Annotated in this window: 16 protein-coding genes and 1 rRNA gene; 5 read left to right on the top strand and 12 right to left on the bottom strand. The window is 70.2% G+C overall.

What is annotated here, in order from left to right:
- Positions 1-15: 15 nt before the first annotated feature.
- Positions 16-396 carry a hypothetical protein gene (locus tag RBS12_RS00085; RefSeq protein WP_307964015.1) on the bottom strand — a complete coding sequence of 127 codons (381 nt, stop codon included), beginning with the start codon at positions 394-396 and terminating at the stop codon, positions 16-18.
- A 272-nt stretch (positions 397-668) separates the two neighbouring features.
- Between RBS12_RS00085 and RBS12_RS00080 the strand changes: the two genes are divergently transcribed.
- Genes RBS12_RS00080 through RBS12_RS00065 form a run of 4 tightly spaced genes read left to right on the top strand, consistent with a single transcriptional unit; the run spans position 669 to position 4,969 of the window.
- Positions 669-1,352, top strand: a complete 684-nt coding sequence (locus tag RBS12_RS00080; protein WP_307964014.1) for a GntR family transcriptional regulator — start codon at positions 669-671, stop codon at positions 1,350-1,352.
- Entirely contained in the window at positions 1,345-2,865 is a 1,521-nt protein-coding gene (locus RBS12_RS00075) for an MmgE/PrpD family protein (RefSeq protein ID WP_307964013.1), read from the top strand. The genes RBS12_RS00080 and RBS12_RS00075 overlap by 8 nt, the downstream gene beginning before the upstream one ends.
- Positions 2,866-3,783, top strand: coding sequence for a methylisocitrate lyase (gene prpB, locus RBS12_RS00070; RefSeq protein WP_307964012.1), 918 nt, complete (start codon positions 2,866-2,868; stop codon positions 3,781-3,783).
- A 34-nt stretch (positions 3,784-3,817) separates the two neighbouring features.
- Positions 3,818-4,969, top strand: a complete 1,152-nt coding sequence (locus RBS12_RS00065) for a bifunctional 2-methylcitrate synthase/citrate synthase (protein WP_307964011.1) — start codon at positions 3,818-3,820, stop codon at positions 4,967-4,969.
- A gap of 73 nt (positions 4,970-5,042) precedes the next feature.
- Here the strand turns inward: RBS12_RS00065 and RBS12_RS00060 are convergent, their stop codons facing one another.
- Genes RBS12_RS00060 through RBS12_RS00015 form a run of 10 tightly spaced genes read right to left on the bottom strand, consistent with a single transcriptional unit; the run spans position 5,043 to position 14,729 of the window.
- Positions 5,043-5,519, bottom strand: coding sequence for an 8-oxo-dGTP diphosphatase (locus tag RBS12_RS00060; protein ID WP_307964010.1), 477 nt, complete (start codon positions 5,517-5,519; stop codon positions 5,043-5,045).
- Positions 5,520-5,553: 34 nt separating this feature from the next.
- A complete protein-coding gene (xerD, locus tag RBS12_RS00055) occupies positions 5,554-6,534 on the bottom strand; it encodes a site-specific tyrosine recombinase XerD (protein ID WP_307964009.1) in 981 nt (326 codons plus the stop codon).
- Positions 6,534-7,184 (bottom strand): NUDIX hydrolase, encoded by a 651-nt coding sequence (locus tag RBS12_RS00050; protein WP_307964008.1) that lies wholly within the window; start codon positions 7,182-7,184, stop codon positions 6,534-6,536. The genes xerD and RBS12_RS00050 overlap by 1 nt, the downstream gene beginning before the upstream one ends.
- Positions 7,185-7,191: 7 nt before the next feature.
- Positions 7,192-8,949 (bottom strand): CTP synthase, encoded by a 1,758-nt coding sequence (locus tag RBS12_RS00045; RefSeq protein WP_307964007.1) that lies wholly within the window; start codon positions 8,947-8,949, stop codon positions 7,192-7,194.
- Positions 8,946-10,733 (bottom strand): DNA repair protein RecN, encoded by a 1,788-nt coding sequence (gene recN, locus RBS12_RS00040; protein WP_307964006.1) that lies wholly within the window; start codon positions 10,731-10,733, stop codon positions 8,946-8,948. The genes RBS12_RS00045 and recN overlap by 4 nt, the downstream gene beginning before the upstream one ends.
- Entirely contained in the window at positions 10,730-11,746 is a 1,017-nt protein-coding gene (locus RBS12_RS00035; RefSeq protein ID WP_307964005.1) for an NAD kinase, read from the bottom strand. The genes recN and RBS12_RS00035 overlap by 4 nt, the downstream gene beginning before the upstream one ends.
- A complete protein-coding gene (locus RBS12_RS00030) occupies positions 11,743-12,591 on the bottom strand; it encodes a TlyA family RNA methyltransferase (protein ID WP_307964004.1) in 849 nt (282 codons plus the stop codon). The genes RBS12_RS00035 and RBS12_RS00030 overlap by 4 nt, the downstream gene beginning before the upstream one ends.
- Positions 12,592-12,594: 3 nt before the next feature.
- Complete coding sequence (locus RBS12_RS00025; protein ID WP_307964003.1) at positions 12,595-12,777, bottom strand: hypothetical protein; 183 nt, start codon at positions 12,775-12,777, stop codon at positions 12,595-12,597.
- Positions 12,778-12,805: 28 nt separating this feature from the next.
- The gene (locus RBS12_RS00020; protein WP_307964002.1) at positions 12,806-13,789 is read right to left on the bottom strand and encodes an HAD-IIA family hydrolase; all 984 of its coding nucleotides are present in this window, start codon (positions 13,787-13,789) and stop codon (positions 12,806-12,808) included.
- 1 nt (position 13,790) lies between these two features.
- On the bottom strand, positions 13,791-14,729 hold the full coding sequence (locus tag RBS12_RS00015; RefSeq protein ID WP_307964001.1) for a hypothetical protein: 939 nt from the start codon (positions 14,727-14,729) through the stop codon (positions 13,791-13,793).
- 75 nt (positions 14,730-14,804) lie between these two features.
- Here RBS12_RS00015 and RBS12_RS00010 point away from each other — a divergent pair, with 75 nt between their 5' ends.
- On the top strand, positions 14,805-16,217 hold the full coding sequence (locus RBS12_RS00010; protein ID WP_307964000.1) for a hypothetical protein: 1,413 nt from the start codon (positions 14,805-14,807) through the stop codon (positions 16,215-16,217).
- 148 nt (positions 16,218-16,365) lie between these two features.
- Here the strand turns inward: RBS12_RS00010 and rrf are convergent.
- Positions 16,366-16,482: ribosomal RNA gene (rrf, locus tag RBS12_RS00005) — 5S ribosomal RNA — on the bottom strand.
- Between the last annotated feature and the right edge of the window lie 91 nt (positions 16,483-16,573).

Raw genomic sequence — 16,573 nt, 5'->3', positions numbered from 1 at the left:
CGTAATCGTCGACGCTCAGGCGGGGTCGCGCGAGGAGGTCGGATAGAACTTGCCGAACCTGTCCAAAAACAGGAACATGACGACGAATCCAGCCGCAGCCAGCAGCGGCCCAGCCCAGTAGGCGATCTCGGTTCCCCGCAGCAGCAGTGCGGCCGCAGCAAACGGCATTCCGGTCAGTCCCATGCCCGGAGTGGCCGTGGCAAATTTCCCTTGGATGTGCCGCCCGATCTGCCCGTAGTAGACCGCGTGGATGAAGGTCGCCACCACAAGCCCGAGAAGCATGGCCGCCATCAAGGCAAGTCCCGGCATGACGACGGAGACATCCAACGCCACCGCGAAGGCTGCCGAGAGTTCGATCCAGTAACGTCTGGGTGACTTCTGCTTTGCCGAGCCCACGGTATCCATTGTGCTCAGCAACTCATGTTGAAGTCGATCGCGAAACAATGGCCTCAGCCAAGATTCAGTGGCGCTTCTCGGCGATTTCCGTGCTGCGGACCAGGTCACGGTGCCCATCTCAGTGGTGACCGATCAGCTTGTCTCCGTGGAGGGAGAAGCATGGGTCCCCCATGGGGGTCCGGTCATCCTGGGCCCGTCAATGTATACATAACCTCGGAGATCTCCCCCGATTGCCTTGCAAATCTGTCGCTAGCACGGTAAATGTATACATTATGAAGGCCAGCGACCGCGCATACGCCTCGCTCCGCGAGGACATCGTCGAGTGGCGGCTTGCCCCGGGCACGGTGCTCGGCGAGGTCGAGCAGTCCGAGCGGCTCGGGGTGTCGCGCACCCCTCTGCGGGAGGCCCTCGCGCGCCTCACCGCCGAAGGCCTCGCCACGGCGCTGAGGGGACGCGGCGTCGTCGTGAGCGAACTCTCCGTCGCGCACCTGGACGAGCTGTTCGAGCTCCGGGAAGCCCTCGAATGCAAGGCGGCCGCGCTCGCCGCCCAGCGCGGCGACCGCGAGCGCTTCGCGGCACTGCGCGATCGGTTCGCGACCGCGCCAACGCTGCTGACCGACGAGGATCCCCAACGACACGAGTACTACGCGCTCGCCGCCGAGCTCGACGCGGCGATCGACGAGGCCGTCGCCAACTCCTTCCTCTCCCAGGCGCTCGACGGCCTGCGCGTCCACCTTGCCCGAGTGCGGCGCCTCGCGAAGGACGACGCCGCGCGGCTGCGGCAGGCCGCCGTCGAGCACGCAGCCATCGCCAGCGCGATCGCCGACGGCAATGCGCCCCTCGCGTCCGCCGCGACGGCCGTCCACCTGAACAACAGCCTGAACCACATCAAGTCGACTCAGAATCACCCACCCAGCCCGCCCCACCACGAGAACCTGGAGGCCACCCATGGTTGAGATGCACCACGTCCGTGTCTACAAGAGCGACGAGAACCTTCCCCGCGAGGGCCAGCTCGCGTACAAGATCGCGAAGGTCGCGGCGGATCCCGTCGAGGTCACAGCTGAGGTCACCGAGATGGTGATCAACCGGATCATCGACAACGCGTCCGTCGCGATCGCGTCGCTCAACCGCGCGCCCATCGTCGCCGCCCGCGCGCAGGCACTCGCGCACGCGCCGTCGTCGGGCGGTCGCGGTGCGCTGGTCTTCGGCATCGAGGACCGCGTCTCCCCCGAGTGGGCCGCATGGGCCAACGGCGTCGCCGTGCGCGAACTCGACTACCACGACACATTCCTCGCCGCCGAGTACTCCCACCCGGGCGACAACATTCCGCCGATCCTCGCCGTCGCCCAGCACGTCGGATCGAACGGCCGCGACCTCATCCGCGGCATCGCGACGGGTTACGAGGTCCAGGTCGACCTCGTCAAGGCGATCTCCCTCCACCAGCACAAGATCGACCACGTCGCGCACCTCGGCCCATCCGCGGCGGCGGGCATCGGCACGCTTCTGGGGCTCGACGTCGAGACGATCTTCCAGGCTGTGGGCCAGGCCTTGCACACGACGACGGCCACGCGCCAGTCGCGCAAGGGCGAGATCTCCACGTGGAAGGCCCACGCCCCCGCGTTCGCGGGCAAGATGGCGGTCGAGGCCGTCGACCGCGCGATGCGCGGCCAGACCTCGCCCGTGCCGATCTACGAGGGCGAGGACGGGGTTATCGCGTGGCTGCTCGACGGGCCGGAAGCCTCGTACGAGGTGCCCCTGCCGGCCGACGGCGAGGCGAAGCGCGCAATCCTCGACACGTACACGAAGGAACACTCGGCCGAATACCAGGCCCAGGCCTGGATCGACCTCGCCCGCAAGCTGCACCGCGAGCACCCCGAGGCCACGGACGCTCAGAATGTGCGGAGCATCCTCATCCGCACGAGCCACCACACGCACTTCGTCATCGGATCGGGCGCGAACGATCCGCAGAAGTACGACCCAACGGCCTCGCGCGAGACGCTCGACCACTCGATCCCGTACATCTTCGCCGTCGCCCTCCAGGACGGCGCATGGCACCACGTCGACTCCTACACGCCCGAGCGCGCGGGACGCCCGGACACCGTGGCCCTGTGGCACAAGATCACGACCGAAGAGGACCCCGAGTGGACGCGCAGGTACCACTCGCTCGACATCGCGGAGAAGGCATTCGGCGGCTCCGTCGTCATCACTCTCGCCGACGGGACCGTGATCGAAGACGAGATCGCCGTCGCGGACGCACACCCGCTCGGAGCCCGCCCGTTCGGGCGCGAGCAGTATGTCGCGAAGTTCCGGATGCTCGCCTCGGAGGCGGTTGCCCCGGAGGAGATCGAGCGCTTCCTCGCCGCCGCCCAGCGCCTCCCCGACCTCCGCGCAGGCGAGCTCGATCAGCTCAACATCGTGGCGAAGGACGGCGTCATCGACCTCGCGTCAGCACCGAAGGGACTGTTTTAGATGCTGTACTCCACGTCGACCCCCGAACAGAAGCGCATCCGCCTGCGCGAGGCGCTCGCCTCCGGGAAGATCCAACTGTTCCCCGGCGCGTTCAATCCCCTGTCTGCGCGGCTCATCGAGGAGAAGGGGTTTCCCGGCGTCTACATCTCCGGGGCGGTCCTCGCGAACGACCTTGGCCTTCCCGACATCGGCCTCACGACGCTGACCGAAGTCGCGACGAGGGCCGGGCAGATCGCCCGCATGACGGAGCTCCCGGCCATCGTCGATGCGGACACGGGCTTTGGCGAGCCTATGAACGTGGCCCGCACCGTCCAAGAGCTCGAGAACGCCGGGCTGGCCGGCTGCCACATCGAGGACCAGGTGAACCCGAAGCGCTGCGGACACCTCGATGGCAAGGCCGTCGTCGACCTCGATACCGCGCTCCAGCGCATCCGGGCCGCCGCGGACGCCCGCCGCGACGCGAACTTCCTCATCATGGCGCGCACGGACGTCCGTGCAACGGAGACCGGGGCGCGCGGGCTGGACGCCGCCGTCGAGCGCGCCAAGGCCCTCGTCGAAGCCGGCGCCGACGCGATCTTCCCTGAGGCCATGGGCACGCTCGAGGAGTTCAAGGCTATCCGCGACGCCGTGAACGTGCCGATCCTCGCCAACATGACCGAGTTCGGCAAAAGCCGACTCTTCACCGTGGGCGAGCTCGCGAGCGTCGGGATCAACCTCGTCATCTACCCCGTCACCCTGCTGAGGATTGCCATGGGCGCTGCAGAACGTACGCTTGAAGCAATTGCTGCGCACGGTACACAGGAGTCGGAGGTGGAGAAAATGCTCACTCGCTCCCGCCTCTACGAGCTGGTCGACTACGAGGCGTACAACCGCTTCGACACCGGCGTCTTCAATTTTCAGGTTCCCGGCCGATACTGAGGCCTCAGGCAGCCACCAGCGAAGGAGCCCTGCCATGACGCAGCAATCGAACACAGACGAGATCAAGAAGGGTCTCACCGGCGTGGTGGTGGACTACACTGCCATTTCGAAGGTCAACCCAGAGACCAACTCCCTCCTCTATCGCGGCTACCCCGTGCAGGAGCTCGCCGCGCGGTGCAGCATGGAGGAGGTCGCGTGGCTCATCTGGCGCGGGGAGCTCCCCACGCAGGAGGAGCTCGCCGCATTCGAGCAGCTCGAGCGCGCGGGCAGGGCGCTCGATCCGGTCATCAAGCAGGTCATCGACGAGCTTCCGACGTCGTCGCACCCCATGGACGTGTGCCGTACCGCGGCGTCCGTGATCGGGGCCCGCGATCCCCGCGCGGAGGACTCCTCGCGCGATGCGAACTTCGCCAAGGCCGCCGAGCTCTTCGCGGCCATGCCCGCCGTCGTCGCCTACGACCAGCGCCGCCGCCACGGGCAGGAGCAGATCGAACCGCGCGCCGACCTCGGCTACTCGGCCAACTTCCTCTGGATGGCGTTCGGCGAAGAGCCCGCGCCCGAGGTCGTCCGGGCGTTCGAGGTCTCGATGATCCTCTACGCGGAGCACTCGTTCAACGCCTCGACTTTCACGGCCCGCGTCGTGACGTCGACCCTCTCCGACCTCCACTCGGCCGTCACGGCGGCGATCGGCGCGCTCAAGGGCCCGCTCCACGGCGGGGCCAACGAGGCCGTCATGGAGACGTTCGAGGAGATCGGCATCGACCCGGGCGAATCCCACGAGGACGCGAAGCGCCGGGCGAAGGACTGGATGGATGCCGCGCTTGCCCAGAAGAAGAAGGTCATGGGCTTCGGCCACCGCGTCTACAAGCACGGCGATTCGCGTGTTCCCACGATGAAGGCCGCCCTCGACGATCTCATCGCCTACTACGGCCGCCCCGAGATCCTCGGCCTCTACGACGGGCTCGAGCAGTCCATGGACGAGGCCAAGGGCATCAAGCCGAACCTCGACTACCCCACGGGGCCGGCCTACCACCTCATCGGCTTCGACATCCCGACGTTCACGCCGCTCTTCGTCGCGAGCCGCATTGTCGGCTGGACGGCTCACATCATGGAGCAGCTCGAGAGCAACTCGCTCATCCGCCCGCTCAGCGCGTACAACGGTCCCGACGAACGCCACCTCGACTGAGGCCGCGCCGGCGCCCTAACCCGCAATGGTGCCGCGAACCCGCGGCACCATTGCGGGGAAGGTCGCCCAGTACCTATCCGAGGACGGCGAAGCGGGCGACCGTTTCGTTGTCCTCGGCCATTTCCACGAGGAAGTCCGCGACGGTCCCTGCCAAGACCATCGGGAGCCAGTGGTCGGCGTCCTGCCACATGTCCTCGAGCGGGAGCGCGTCGACGCGGTACCACGCGGGCGCGATCTCCTCGGTCTCGCACACCTCGCCCGTCCAGGCCGTGCACGTGAACATGCGGCAGTCCATGTCCCACTCGGGCTTCGCCGGGAAGCGGAAGTCGACGCTCCCGCCGGGCTGGACGGCGGCAGGGTCGAGGACGACGCATGCCTCCTCGAAAAGCTCGCGGATGGCGGCCTGAGCCGCGGTCTCCCCCGGCTCGATGTGGCCGCCGAGCCCCACGACCTTGCCGTGGCCGAAGCCGCGCTTCTTGCGGCCGAGCAGTACCTCACGACCTGCCGCGCCGTCGCGGAGGAGGAAACAAATTGATACAGCGGCGCCCATCAGCCGCGCGCCCCAGAACAGACAGCGGTGCCCATCAGCCCCGCGCCCTCGGATGAGCCGCCGCGTACACCTCACGCAGGGTGTCCGCGGTCACGAGCGTGTAGACCTGCGTCGTCGTGACAGACGCGTGTCCGAGGAGTTCCTGGACAACACGCACGTCGGCCCCGCCCTCGAGCAGATGCGTCGCGAACGAGTGGCGCAGCGTATGCGGAGAGACGTCGCGGCCGATCTTGGCACGCTCGGCGGCGTCCTTGAGGATCGTCCAGGCACTCTGGCGGCTGAGCCGGCCGCCCCGCGCGTTGAGGAAGAGCGCGGGGGTGCCCATTCCCTTGGCTGCGAGGATGGGCCTCGCGCGCACGAGATAGTCGTCGACAGCACGCGCGCCGTACGAGCCGAGCGGGACGAGCCGGGCCTTCGAGCCCTTGCCGAACAGGCGGACGATGGAGGGTCCGCCGTCGCCCTCTCCCGCGAGCCGGACGTCGTCGACGTCGAGCCCGACCGCCTCGCTGATGCGGGCGCCCGTCGAGTAGAGGAACTCGAGGAGCGCGCGATCGCGGAGCCCCGTCGGCGTGTCGGCGGACGCCGCCTCGAGGATGCGCGCGACGTCGTCGACCGGGATCGCCTTGGGGAGCCGCTGCCCCGCGAGCGGCGGGTGGACGTCCGCGGCCGGGTCGCCCGCCGTCGTCCCTTCGAGAGCCCAGAATCGGTGCAGGCCGCGGACGGCGACGACGGCGCGGGCCGCCGAGCGCACGCCGAGAGGTGTCCCGCCGTCGGCGCCGTCGCGCAGCGCCTCCGCGAAGCGCGCGACGTGCCGGCGCGCCACCTCGCCGGGCGCCGCGACCCCCTCCGACGCGAGGTAGTCCGTGTAGCGGCGCAGATCGCGGCGATAGGCCGCGAGCGTATTCGCGGCGAGGCCCCGCTCGACCGACAGATGCCGCAGATAGTCGCCCACGGCAACGTCAAGGGCCGACAGCGGCGCTGTCCCGGGCGATGCCCTGACCGCCTCGCCCGCCATCAGCGCTGGGCCGGGTGGGCAGGCCAAGGCGCGTCCCCGGAGCGCAGCTCGGCGAAGCCGGAGCGGCGCGCGGCGTGCGCGGCAAGGATGCCGACGACGGCGCTCGGGTTGTGCAGGCGGCCCTGAAGGACCGCTCCGACGGCCTCGTCGAGGTCCACCCACGCGAACACGATCTCGGACTCCTCATGAGTGCGCTCGTGACGCTCGTGATGCGGGATCTCCGCGAGGCCCCGCGCGAGGTAGATCCGGATCGCCTCGCTCGATGACCCCGGGGAGTTGAAGAAGTCGGCGAGGACGTGCCACTCGGAGGCCACAAGGTCCGCCTCCTCGGCGAGCTCGCGCGCCGCGGCGTCAAGATTCGACTCGCCGTCCACGTCGAGCAGGCCCGCGGGGATCTCCCACAAGTCCATGCCGACCGGGTGACGGTATTGGCGGAGCAGGAGGACCTTGCCGTCCTGATCCATGGGGAGGATCGCGACGGCGCCGGGGTGGTCGATGAAATCCCGATGAAGCGGCTCGGAGCCGGGCGCGAGCTCGAACGTGTCGGACCGCACGTCCCAGATCCTGCCGCGGTAGACGGGCTCCGAGGCGAGCACGCGCCGCGGACTGAGGGCATCCTCGAGGTGCGGCCGCGGCGCGTGCGTCGTCACGGGCGGCCTACTCGGGCTGCTGGGCCGCGGCGGCCTTGACGGGCTTCTTCGGAGCGGCCTTGGCTGCGTCGGCGGCCGTGCCCTGCTTGCGCTCGAGCGCTGCGCGCACGAGCCCGGCGAAGAGCGGGTGCGGTCGGGTTGGGCGCGAGCCGAGCTCGGGGTGCGCCTGGGTCGCGACGTAGTACGGGTGCACGTCCCGCGGGAGTTCGACGAACTCGACGAGCTTGCCGTCCGGCGACGTTCCCGAGAACACGAGGCCCGCGTCGGCGAGCTGGCCACGGTACGTGTTGTTGACCTCGTAGCGGTGACGGTGGCGCTCGGACACCTTGCTCGCGCCGTAGGTCTCGGCAACGACGCTGCCCTCCTCGAGGACCGCATCGTAGAGGCCAAGGCGCATCGTTCCGCCCATGTCCCCCTTGCCCTCGACGATGTCCAACTGCTCAGCCATGGTCGCGATCACGGGGTACTTCGAGTCAGGCTCGAACTCGCTCGACGAGGCACCCTCGAGGCCCACGACGTTGCGCGCGTACTCGATCACCATGCACTGGAGGCCGAGGCACAGGCCGAGCGTCGGGAGCCCGCGCTCGCGCGAGTACGTGAGCGCTCCGAGCTTGCCCTCGAGGCCGCGGATGCCGAAGCCGCCCGGCACGACGATCGCGTCGACGCCCGAGAGGGAGCGCTCCGCTCCGGCCGGGGTCTGGCACTCGTCGGAGGCGACCCAGCGGATGTTGACCTTCGTGTCGTTCGCGAAGCCGCCCGCACGGAGCGCCTCGGTGACCGAGAGGTAGGCATCCGGGAGGTCGATGTACTTGCCGACGAGCGCGATGTTGACCTCGTGGAGGGGCTCGTGGACGGCCTTGAGGAGGCGGTCCCACTTCGTCCAGTCGACGTCCTTGAAGGGGAGGTCGAGCGCTCGGACGATGTACGAGTCGAGGCCCTGGGCATGGATGACCTTGGGGATGTCGTAGATGCTCGGGGCGTCGGGGCAGTTCACGACGGCGTCCGTGTCGACGTCGCACATGCGGCCGATCTTGTCCCGCATCGCGTCCGGGATCTGGCGGTCCGAGCGGACGACGATCGCCTCGGGCTGGATGCCGATAGAGCGCAGCGCGGCCACGGAATGCTGGGTGGGCTTGGTCTTGAGCTCCTGCGACGGGCCGATGTACGGCACAAGCGAGACGTGCAGGAAGAAGACGTTGCCGCGCCCGATGTCCTGGCGCACCTGGCGGGCGGCCTCGAGGAATGGCTGCGACTCGATGTCGCCGACCGTTCCGCCGATCTCGGTGATGATGACGTCCGGCGCGTCCGAGCCCTCCGCGGGGAGGCGCATGCGGCGCTTGATCTCGTCGGTGATGTGCGGGATGACCTGGACGGTGTCGCCGAGGTACTCGCCGCGGCGCTCCTTGGCGATGACGGTCGAGTAGATCTGGCCCGTCGTGACGTTCGCGGAGCCGTCGAGGGATTCGTCGAGGAAACGCTCGTAGTGGCCGATGTCGAGATCCGTCTCGGCACCGTCCTCGGTCACGAACACCTCGCCGTGCTGGAACGGATTCATCGTTCCAGGATCCACGTTGAGGTAGGGATCGAGCTTCTGCATCGTGACGGAGAGCCCGCGGCCCCGCAGAAGGTGCCCAAGGCTCGAAGCCGTCAGACCCTTTCCAAGCGAGGAGGCGACGCCTCCGGTCACGAAGATCTGCTTCGTCGTCTTGTCGGCGTCTGAGAAACGGGAATGAGAACGATGCACCACGGAATTCGAGCTTATCATCTCTTTCCCGCCCGTTGGCGGGTCGCGGGCCTTGCATTGTTCCGCGCGTCGTCGAGGAGCTCCTGGGCGTGGGCCTGCGCGGACGCCGAATCCTCCTGGCCCGCGAGCATGCGGGCGAGCTCGACGACGCGTTCGTCGTTGCCGAGGAGCGAGACGTCGCTCGACGTGAAGCCCGCGACTCCGCCCATCCCATCAGTCCCGCGCCCCGCTGAATCTGCTGAAGCAACTGACGTCTTCGTCACCCGGATGTGCCGGTCCGCGAACGCCGCGACCTGCGGAAGGTGCGTCACCACGAGGACTTGGACGTGCCGGGCGAGCATCGCGAGCCGGCGTCCGATCTCGACGGCGGCGCGCCCGCCCACGCCCGCGTCCACCTCGTCGAACACGAACGTGGGAACGGGGTCGACGGCGGCGAGGACGACCTCGATCGCTAGCATGACGCGCGAAAGCTCACCGCCCGAGGCGCCCTTGCCGAGGGGGCGTGCGGGCGCACCCGCATGGGGCTGGAGCAGGATCGCGACGTCGTCGGCGCCACGGGAGCCGAGCGTGTCCGTCTCCTCGATCGAGACCTGGAGTGTCGCGTCCGGCATCGCGAGCGCTGCCAGCTCGGTGCTCACGCGGGCCGCGAGATCCGCCGCCGCGTCCCGGCGCCGCGCCGTGAGCTCGCGGGCGAGGCCCCACAGGCGCTCCTCATCGTGCGCCACCTGGTCGGTCAGCGCCTCGATGCGCCCGCCGTCGTCCTGGAGCTCGTAGAGGCGCTTCTGGCCCGTCTCGGCCCAGGCAATGACCTCGTCGACGGACGGCGCGTACTTCCGCACGAGATTCCCGAGCGCGGCTCTCCGCTCCTCGACCTCGGCGAGGCGCTGGGGTCCCTCGGCGTCGAGCGCCGCGCCGTAGCTCGCGAGCTCGCTCGCGATGTCCGCGAGGAGATAGCCGACCTCGGCGAGCCGCTCGGCCGCCGACCCGAGCGCCCGATCGTGTTCGGCGACGTGCTCGAGCGCGCGCTTCGCGGCGTCCACGAGCGTCGTCGCGTCTCCGGCCTCGCCGAAGTCCTCCGCGACGAGCGCCTCGTGCGCCTGCTGCGCGGCGAGGCGAAGCCCCTCGAGGTTCGAGAGGCGGAGCGATTCGGCCCGGAGCTCGTTGTCTTCACCGGGCTGGGGATCGACGGCCTCAATCTCCCGGAGGGCCGCCTCGAGCGATTCCGCCTCGCGGATCCGTTCGCGCGAGGCGTTCGTGAGCGCAGAGAGCTCGCGCTGGGCCGCCGTCCACCGCTCGTAGACGGACGCGTAGTCGGCGAGCCGGTCCCCGAACTCCTCGCCCGCGAACCGGTCGAGCGCCTCGCGCTGGGCCGCCGCTCCCTTGAGCCGCAGCTGCTCCGATTGGCCGTGGATGACGACGAGCTGCTGCCCCACCTCGGCGAGCGCTCCGACGGGGGCGCTTCGGCCGCCGAGGTGCGCTCGGCTCCGGCCGTCCGCGCCCACGGTGCGCGCCACGAGGAGGTCGGCGACGCCGTCGTGCTCCTCGACGTCAGCGCCCGCCTCGAGCGCGCGCTCGACGGCGGCGTGCCCGGGCGTGAGGCGAACGCTCGCCTCGGCGAGCGCGGACTTCGCTCCGACCCGCACCGCTCCCGCGTCGGAGCGGCCGCCGAGCAGGAGGCCGAGGGCCGTGACCACCATGGTCTTGCCCGCGCCTGTCTCGCCCGTCACGACGCTGAGCCCGGGGCCCAGCGGAAGCGTTGCGTCGGCGATGACGCCCAGGTCGCGGATGCGGAGTTCCTCGATCACTCGTCGATCTCCTTCCCGTCCTCGCCCGCGAACCTCCGCGGGCCGAGGCTCTTGCCGGCCCACGGCTGAGCTGGCAGCTCCGGAACCTGGCCGCTTCCGTTGCTTCCGACCGGTACCGGACCGCGCCAGCCGTGGATCGGCAGTTCGAACTTCCGCACGAGGCGCGCCGAGAACGGGGTCGCGCTGATCCGGGCGAGCCGCACGGGTCGCGGCGAGCGGGTCACTTCGACCCGCGCCCCGGGTGGGAGCTCGTAGCTCCGCCGGCCGTCGCACCACAGGACGCCCTGGGCATCGGTGCGGTTGAGCACCTCCACCGCGAGCCGTGAATGCGGCGACACCACGAGCGGCCGCGCGAAGAGTGCGTGGGCGCTGATGGGGGCGATGAGGAGCGCCTCGACCTCCGGCCACACGACGGGGGCGCCCGCTGAGAAGGCGTAGGCCGTGCTGCCGGTCGGGGTGGCCAGCACAATCCCGTCGCAGCCATAGGACGTGAGCGGCTTCCCATCGACCTCGGTCACGATCTCGATCATCCGCTCGCGGCTGGCCTTCTCGATCGCGGCCTCGTTGAGCGCCCAGCTGTGCGCGACCTTGTGCCCCTGGACCCACACCGTGACGTCGATCGTCATGCGTTCTTCGACCGAATAGCTCCGGCTCGCGACCCACTGGACGGTCTGCGCGAGGTCGGCGCGCTCGCTTTCGGCGAGGAACCCGACGTGGCCGAGGTTGACGCCCAAGAGCGGCACATCGACGCCACGGACGAGCTCTGCGGCCCGCAGGATGGTGCCGTCGCCGCCGAGGACCATGACGAGCTCCACCTCGGCAAGCTCGACGTCCACTCCGAGGATCTCGGTGGGGTGGTCGAGGCTTCCGAAATGGACCTCGAGGTCCCGCTGCTGCTGGTTGGACATGACCGGCACGAGTCCCGAGCCGTGGAGCTGGGCGCACGCCTCGCGTGCGGCGACCATCGAATCCTCCCGGCCCGTGTGGGCGAGGACGAGGACGCGTCGACTCATCGTGGTGCCTCTCCTCGTGCAATCGGTACCGCTGGTTCAGTCGACTCGGGCCACACGGTCGCGAGGAGCTCCTCGATAGCCGTCGCGCCGTCGGGATGGGCGTCGTCCGCGCGTGGCCTGGTCAGCCACAGGAAGTATTCCACGTTGCCGTCCTGACCCGGCAGGGGACTCTCCGCAAGCCCGCGAAGGCGAACGCCGGCGTCGACCGCGGCCTGCGCCACGGTGGCGACCGCGCGCCGTCGTTCGCGGGGCGAGCTGACGACGCCGGTCTTCGCGAGCCGCTCCCGGCCCACCTCGAACTGGGGCTTGACCATGAGGAGCAGATCGCCGCCCGGGACGGTACAGCCCGCGAGGGGGCCGACGACGAGGGTCAGGGAGATGAACGAGAGATCCGCCACCGTGAGCTGGACGGGCCCGCCGATGGACTCGGGCACCAGATCACGGACGTTGAGCCCCTCGAAGACGTCGACGCGCGGATCGTCGCGGAGCCGGTCAACGAGCTGGCCGTGCCCGACGTCGACGGCGGCGACCCGCGCCGCACCGCGCTCCAGCAGGACGTCGGTGAACCCGCCCGTCGACGCGCCCGCGTCGAGGCAGCGGAGGCCGCGTGGATCGATGTCGGGGAAGCGGGCGAGGGCCCCCGCAAGCTTGTGGCCTGCGCGGCTCGCGTAGCGGTCGTGGTCGGAGGATTCGACGTCGATCGCATCGTCCTCCGCAACGTCGAGCGATGCCTTGGCCGCGGCCTTCCCGCGCACCGCGACGTGGCCGTCGGCGATGAGCTTCGCCGCATGGGTCCGCGACCGCGCAAGCCCGCGCCGCACGAGTTCCAGATCGAGTCGGGGCACGCGCTACGCCCCCGGCTCCTCGTCGAGGGCTGACGCGAGCGCATCGTGGAACCGTTCGAACGCCTCCGCGCGCTCGGCGCCCGGAAGCGCCTGCGCGGCCTCGAGCAGGTTCAGCGCGCGGTCCACCACGCCGGAACCGTCATCGGCCGGAGGCGCGGCCTGTTCGTCGAGAGGCTCGTGGCTCATGCACCCCAGCTTATCGAGGCGGCTATCTTCAGTCCTCCCAGACCAGTTCAGGCGCCGCGGCCTCGTCCGCGTGCGGGCGCGCGTCCCACCAGGCGGCGCACGCGGCGCGCCACGCGTCGAGATCGCCGCGTGCCCCGCTCACGCGCAGCACCCTGCCGTCGACGCGGGCCGTTGAACCGCCAGCCCGCCACCCGCCGTCGACTGCCTCGACATCGGGGTAGGGCGCGTAGAGGTCCGAGAGCGTCGCGAGGATGTAGCCAGGGCGCTCTGCCGTACGGGCCGCGAGGATCGTCTCGGGCGTGTCGACGCCCGTGAGCACCGCCGCCGTCGCAAATCCCGCGCGGTTGCCCCCGAGGATGTCCGTGTCGAGGCGATCGCCGACGACGACGGGCCGCTTGGCGCCGAGCCGCTCGGCCGCAGCGAGGAACAGGGGCGCCTCGGGCTTGCCCGCAACGAGCGGCTCCTTGCCGGTTGCGGCGCGGACCGCGTGGACGAGAGTGCCGTTGCCGGGCGCCATACCGCGGGCCTGCGGGATCGACCAGTCTGTGTTCGTCGCGACCCACACGGCCCCCGCGGCAACCGCGTAGGATGCCTCGGCCAGATCGCGCCAGCCGAGGTCGGGACTGAAGCCCTGGATGACGGCGACCGGGCCGTCCTGCGCCGAGCGCACCGGGACGAGCCCCCGGATCTCCACCTCATGCGCGAGAGCCGCGCTGCCCGTCACGAGGACTCTCGAGCCTGCAGCGACCTTCCGCGCGAGCAGTTCGGCGCCAGCTTGGGCCGAGCTGACGACGTCGTTCTCTTCCGCGGGTGCCCCGAGCTCGCGCAGGTGCGCGGCGACCTCGGCGGGCGAACGCGACGCATTGTTCGTCACATAGCCGAGACGCACTCCGCGTGACGCGAGTCCCCGGAGCGCCTCTGGCGCCCCGGGGATCGCATGCGGGCCGGCATAGACGACGCCGTCGAGATCGGACAGGACCGCGTCGAACGCGTCGATGAAGGCCGCACGCATGTCAGGCGCCGTGCTCGGCGCCGCCGTCGCGAGGCTCTTCGTCGACGCCCATCGCCTCGGCTGCCTCAACGGCGGATGCCTCTGTTTCAGCCGCGTCGCGCTCGGTCACGCCGATCTCATCCTCGGCGAGGCCCTGGGCGGGCTCGTCGGCATCAGAGTCCTCGACGCCTTCCTCGTCTTCCTCTACTTCCTCGGCCGCAGCCTCGCCTTCCACCCGAGCAGCCTCGCCTTCCGCCGGAGCAGCCTCGTGCTCGCGATCCCGGCGGGCTTCCTCCTCGCGGCGCTCCTCCTCCTCGTCCCAACCGAGGTCAAGGATGTCCGGCTCCTCGAACTCGCCGACCCCGAGCGCGCTCTCCGCGACGCCGATCTGGCGGTACCACTTGGCGGCCTCGGACGAACGGCCAGCTGCCGAAAGCGCGTCCGCATAGGCTTCGAACAGCCGCGGGCTGAAGGAGAACGCCCGGTTGATGTCAAGCTGCGGGATCTCAAGCTCCTCGACCGCGCCCGGGTAGTCACCGAGGTCGGCGCGGGCGCCGGACGCGACAATCGCGAGCTCGGCCTTGCCGGCCGCGTCGAGCATGTTCTGCTCCTCGGAGCGGGCCAGCTCAAGCGCCTTCTCCGGGCGGCCAAGACCGCGCTCGCAGTCCGCCATGTGCGGAAGGTGGATGCTCGAGCCCGTGATCCGCCGGAAGGTGCGGAACTCGCGCAGGGCGTCGTCGTAGTGGCCCGCCGCGTACGCCGTCATGCCGACGGCCTCCCGCACGGCACCGATCCGACCACCACGGCGGCTCGCCGCCAGCGCGTGCTGGAACGCGAGCTCCGGATCAAGGTCGATGAGGCGACCAGCCATGACGAGGTGCTTCGCGACCCACTCAGCGCTGCGGCTCTCGAGGGTCCGGAGCTGCCCGGCCGTGCCGCGGTCGAGCTCCTTGCCCGTCACGTCAGGGTCAATCTCGGGCGAACGCTCCCGGTCGGCGCGGTTGGAAGCCCTCAGGTCGGCAGCATTGTGCTCGCGGTGGAAACCCTCTCCGCGGTCCTCGCGCGTCTCATGGCGGGGCCCTCCGAAGCCGCCCCGCCCGCCGCGGTCCTCACGGTCGAACCGCGGACGATCCCCGCGTTCCCCGTACGGGCGGCGCTCACCACGCTGCTCGCGGTCGCCGAACGGGCGGCCCTCACGGTCGCCGAAGGGGCGACGCTCACCACGCTGCTCGCGGTCGCCGAACGGGCGGCCTTCGCCGTGCTCGCCGCGGTCGAACCGCGGACGATCCCCACGGTCCCCGTACGGGCGACGCTCGCGATCCTGCGGCGGCCGCTCGGGGCGCTCGGCACGGTCACCATACGGGCGACGCTCACCGCGCTGGTCACGGTCGCCGAACGGACGACGCTCGCGATCGCCAATGGGGCGACGCTCACCACGCTGCTCACGGTCGCCGAACGGGCGACGCTCACCGCGCTGCTCGCGATCACCGAAGGGACGGCCTTCGCCGCGTTCGCCACGGTCGAACCGCGGACGATCCCCACGGTCCCCGTACGGGCGACGCTCACCACGCTGCTCGCGGTCGCCGAACGGACGACGCTCGCGATCACCAAAGGGGCGACGCTCACCACGCTGCTCGCGATCACCGAAGGGGCGGCCTTCGCCGCGCTCGCCGCGTTCGAACCGCGGACGATCCCCGCGGTCCCCGTACGGGCGACGCTCACCACGCTGCTCACGATCGCCAAACGGACGACGCTCGCGATCACCAAAGGGGCGACGCTCACCACGCTGCTCACGATCACCGAAGGGGCGGCCTTCGCCGCGGTCGAACCGCGGACGATCCCCACGGTCCCCGTACGGCCGACGCTCACCACGCTGGTCACGGTCGCCGAACGGACGACGCTCTCCACGCTGGTCACGGTCGCCGAACGGACGACGCTCTCCACGCTGGTCACGGTCGCCGAACGGACGACGCTCTCCACGCTGCTCGCGATCGCCGAAGGGACGGCCTTCGCCGCGCTCGCCGCGGTCGAACCGCGGACGATCCCCGCGATCCCCGTACGGCCGACGCTCACCACGCTGCTCGCGATCACCGAAGGGGCGGCGCTCGCCGCCCTCACTCTGTTCCCCCGAACCGTACGGACGACGGTCGCTGCGCTCCCCGTAAGGACGGCCCTCGCCGCCATCGCGACGACGGTCCCTGAACCCGCGAGGCTCTCCGCCCGAGCTGTTCGTCCTGCGGAAGGCACCACCCGAGCGGTCAGAGCCACGTCCCGACCCGGCCCCGCGACGCGGGCCACCGAACCCCCGTCCGCCCTGACCGCGTCCGAAGTCCTCTGCCATGTGGTTCCTCTCCTCGTGCAGGCGCAATGGGGCGGCTGCAAACAGCGCGGCGATCGGCCGCGGCCAATAAATCCTGTGGCGCTCTGCCCGATGCCGGGCGAAAGCTGACAATCCAGTCTAATGGGGAAGTCGTGTTCCCGCCTCGGGTGCTCCGGGGTCGGGCCTCGGGTGCTGCGGGTTGGGCCTCGGGTGCTCCGGGGGGGTCCTGTTAAGTGGGTGAGGGCCCCACGTCGTTGTGGGGCCCTCGGGTGGTGTTGTCCGGCGGTGTCCTACTCTCCCACACCCTGGCGGGTGCAGTACCATCGGCGCTGTGGGGCTTAGCTTCCGGGTTCGGGATGGGTCCGGGCGTTTCCCCCACGCTATGGCCGCCGTAACCTGTTCTCCGCTGCCCCCGGTTTTGTGGTGGGGGTGGGATGTCTGGGTTGCGGTGCGTCCGGGCCCCCTGGGGGGTCGGGTGCGCGTGT

The sequence above is a fragment of the Sinomonas sp. ASV322 genome (genome assembly GCF_030908245.1).
Classification (GTDB): domain Bacteria; phylum Actinomycetota; class Actinomycetes; order Actinomycetales; family Micrococcaceae; genus Sinomonas.
This window is presented reverse-complemented; position numbering and strand designations above follow the sequence as displayed.